Below are 3,415 nucleotides of genomic sequence, written 5' to 3' on the forward strand. Positions count from 1 at the left end.
AACTCAAAGGAGGAATTACAGAAGATTGCCGAATGGTAGTTGGTGGAGGGGGCTGAAGATATTTATTAATTTTATGCTTTCAGTCTGCGGGTCAACCCAAGTGAAACCGAAAATTTCACCTCTTTGAGGATGCCGTATTAACAAGGCAAATGAAGAAAAAGGTGTTTCCGTGATTTACATTGACTTCTGGGATGAAGCCGGAGTTATCGAAACAAACTTAACAATGGTTAAATAAAATACGGGCTAATAAATCCCCATCTAATGGTATGTATTTATCACAAGCTTTCCTTAGTGCCACGGCTGGAGCAGCTTTAAAATATGCGTGTTCTACATGTTTACCCCGGTCTTTCACAGCATTTACTGCCGCAACGAAATCTCCATCACCACTCACGAGAATTGCAGTATCATATGTGTCATCATAGGCATATTTTAGCATATCAACAGCAAGGAGAATATCAACGCCCTTCTCAATAAAAGTATTTCCACGTGGTTCAAGTCTTCCTAATTTAAGTTCGAGATAAGGAGTGCTTTCTAATGATGAGAAAAATTTTTGTTGCGATTTATATTTCTCTTCATTACATTCTTTTTTGTAAGGAGCATTGTAATAATAAATTCGGATAAGTTTACGATCCTCTCCGCACAGTAATACAGCAAATTTATAGAAATTTATTCTTGTTTTTCCAAGATATTTTTTAAGACCGTGATAAAAATTACTTCCGTCTATAAAAATTGCTACTCTTTCCATGATTATCACTAGTACGATTAAAACACAATAAGATATGAGAGGTTACCTTTTAGTAACCTCTCAGTGATTATATACCTACCATTGATGGGCTTACTTACACCGATTATGGTGTTGAACGAGTGTGTTCAATGGCAGGGAGATTATTAAGGATAATAGTAATATTAGATATATATATTAATTTTGGTTTGTTACTCTATAAGGTAATAATTATTTTCTTGAATAGTGAATAAAAACGACTAAATAAAATAATATCCTTCTTTATCTTATCCCCATCTAAAAAAAGCGATGAAGGGGAAAAGCGAAAGGGATACGAAATAAGCTCAGAAGAGGTTTTTTGAAAATGAGATACGTGAAGCTATCCATGAAATACTATAAAAAAGCTTGACAATTTTGATACTCATTTTTTCCTTTTGTTTGGGTTAATTACAGGCATAGATGCACATAAGGGATTGTTGCTCCCATCATGATGGAATTTGTAGTTACCAGTGTCCTAATGGCGGTATTGGTTATTGTTGTTGTGATGGAACTCCCCTTTTTGCGAAATGTACTCCTTATTATGCTCAATGTAGGGGTTATACTCCCCCATAAGTTACAACTACTGCTGCAACAAGTGTAACTGCTACTTCTGCTACATTAAATGCCAATCTGGTTTCTACAGGTGCACCTATAAAAGAACATCCAGGCTATATTAGTTGTGAGGTATGGTTCGAGTGGGACGAGACAACATCTTATGGATATTCCACACTTAAGCAATCAAAATCCTCAACTGGATCTTTTAGTGCCTCTATAACTGGTTTAAAGCCCGGAAAAATATATCACTTCAGAGCAGTGGCATCAAATAGCAAAGGAATTGACCATGCAGCAGATACAACCTTTGTAACAGAGAGTCGGGCTTCCTCAGGTGTAGAAATATACGCCTTTTTTACCAGAACCCTGCGGGAAGGGATGAGGGTAATGAAAGGGTTACTCTTTACAACCCTACAAATGAAAGCGTGGATATAGGAAACTGGGTTTTAGAAACTGCGGATGGCGAAAGGGAGACTATCCCTAAAGGCACTATCCTTTATACTGGTGCTTATTATGACTATACCCACCTTATCAGTGGCTTGATAACAGCAATGAAGCGATAACCTTAAGCAATTCAAAAGGTGAAGTAGTTGATAAAACCCCTGTTGTAAGCGATAATGAAAATGATAATCGCTATTGGATGCGTAATAACTCAGAGTGGATATTTGGCATTAAAGAATTAGAGAAGAGAAAGATATGGGGCGGATACGTTAAGAACGTGGTTGATGGGGATACGGTTGATGTTTCCTTTGGCATAACCGGGATTCAAAGGATAAGATTAGTTGGGGTTGAAAACTCCCGAGATAGGCGAAGAGGGATATGAAGAAGCGAAGGAATTTGTAAACAAAATTTGCTTAGGTAAAGAGGTTAAACTCGATGTGGATGATAGAGAGCAGCATGACCGCTATTATAGGATTTTAGCGGTTGTTTATGTCAATAACACAAACCTAAATGAGAAATTGTTGAGGGGGAAGCTACGCAGAAATAACGTATATCCCCCTTCTGAGTTTAACCCTTACGAGTGGAAAGCAGATTATCCCGGCATATTTGGAAGTTTTAAAGGGACAATAAAGCGATTTTATGATATGATTGTTCACAGGTTTTTCACTCCTTCATGCCCCGGAACCGAAGGGCATAGTGAATTTATTGTTTTTAACTATCCAGATGGAATTGAATTAGCTAATGCAACTTGGAATGGTTATTCTAACGGTGATTATCATTGGATAGAGTTTGATGAACCGTTTAAACTTAAGAAAAATGTTAATTACACCTACGAAATAAAAACAGGCTCTTATCCAAAGTATATCCATAACCACACGCTAAAAACATCAGGCGAAGAAATAACTTGCATAGAGTTTGTAGATGCCAATGGGAAAGTTCATCATGACTGGATTCCTGCTATAAAGTTGGAGTGAAAAAATAACAACTTCATTCAAAAATCTAAACCTTCATCTTTGATGAAGCATCCTTAGCCTCTTTAATGCCCTTCTGTGTAATTCCAACCTTAGCACCTCCAATAACAGTTGTAATTAGTTCTTCATCCAGAAGATAATCCATGATATCCGATGCTAAGTCGCTTTCGCTATCAAGCTCCAACTCTTTGAAAATTTGTTGCGTATCGAACCTCTTGGAGTCATCTTCGCCGCTCAACTCGTATAACTTACGAAGGAACTGTAAACTCATCTTCTTTATTTCTTCAGTTGTGGTCATTTTTTCTTCGTATTTGTATAGCTAAGTATCTCTCTAAAAAGTTTTCGCTCATACCCCTAAATCGGGAACAGAATGATGGATGCGAAACCAAGTTTCCTTTGAGTTGAGCAAGAGCTCAAAGAATGAGATGTAATCCATTAACCCACTCCATCAACCATTCACAAAAGATCATCCTATCACTCTCCAATCTATCAAAAGAGAAGCTATAACGATGCTGAAGGTTCGTGATACTCGCAATGTGCTTTGAAGGTGATATAACCTCTGTAATAAGTGAATTAAAGGCTAAAGCATCGTTAAGGGGGTTTACAGGCGTGTACGATGTTCCAGATGCTAAAGAAGTTGGTAGTGTTTCATCATCAGTTAAAATTCACCTCCAGCAGATATAATTTCAAC

The 3,415-nt window shown here is 37.3% G+C and carries 3 protein-coding genes and 1 pseudogene; 2 read left to right on the forward strand and 2 right to left on the reverse strand.

Annotated elements, in window-relative coordinates:
• Positions 1–217: 217 nt before the first annotated feature.
• On the reverse strand, positions 218–745 hold the full coding sequence (locus J7J01_09020; protein ID MCD6211006.1) for an NYN domain-containing protein: 528 nt from the start codon (positions 743–745) through the stop codon (positions 218–220).
• A gap of 1,349 nt (positions 746–2,094) precedes the next feature.
• On the opposite strand from J7J01_09020, the gene J7J01_09025 reads away from it, so the two are divergent.
• Positions 2,095–2,727 carry a thermonuclease family protein gene (locus tag J7J01_09025; protein MCD6211007.1) on the forward strand — a complete coding sequence of 211 codons (633 nt, stop codon included), beginning with the start codon at positions 2,095–2,097 and terminating at the stop codon, positions 2,725–2,727.
• 25 nt (positions 2,728–2,752) lie between these two features.
• Here J7J01_09025 and J7J01_09030 read toward each other — a convergent pair whose 3' ends face one another.
• Positions 2,753–3,022, reverse strand: coding sequence for a hypothetical protein (locus J7J01_09030; protein ID MCD6211008.1), 270 nt, complete (start codon positions 3,020–3,022; stop codon positions 2,753–2,755).
• A 218-nt stretch (positions 3,023–3,240) separates the two neighbouring features.
• On the opposite strand from J7J01_09030, the pseudogene J7J01_09035 reads away from it, so the two are divergent.
• Positions 3,241–3,363 (forward strand): annotated as a pseudogene (locus J7J01_09035) (IS5 family transposase).
• The last annotated feature ends 52 nt before the right edge of the window (positions 3,364–3,415 follow it).

Source organism: Methanophagales archaeon, assembly GCA_021159465.1.
In the GTDB taxonomy this organism is placed as follows: domain Archaea; phylum Halobacteriota; class Syntropharchaeia; order Alkanophagales; family Methanospirareceae; genus G60ANME1.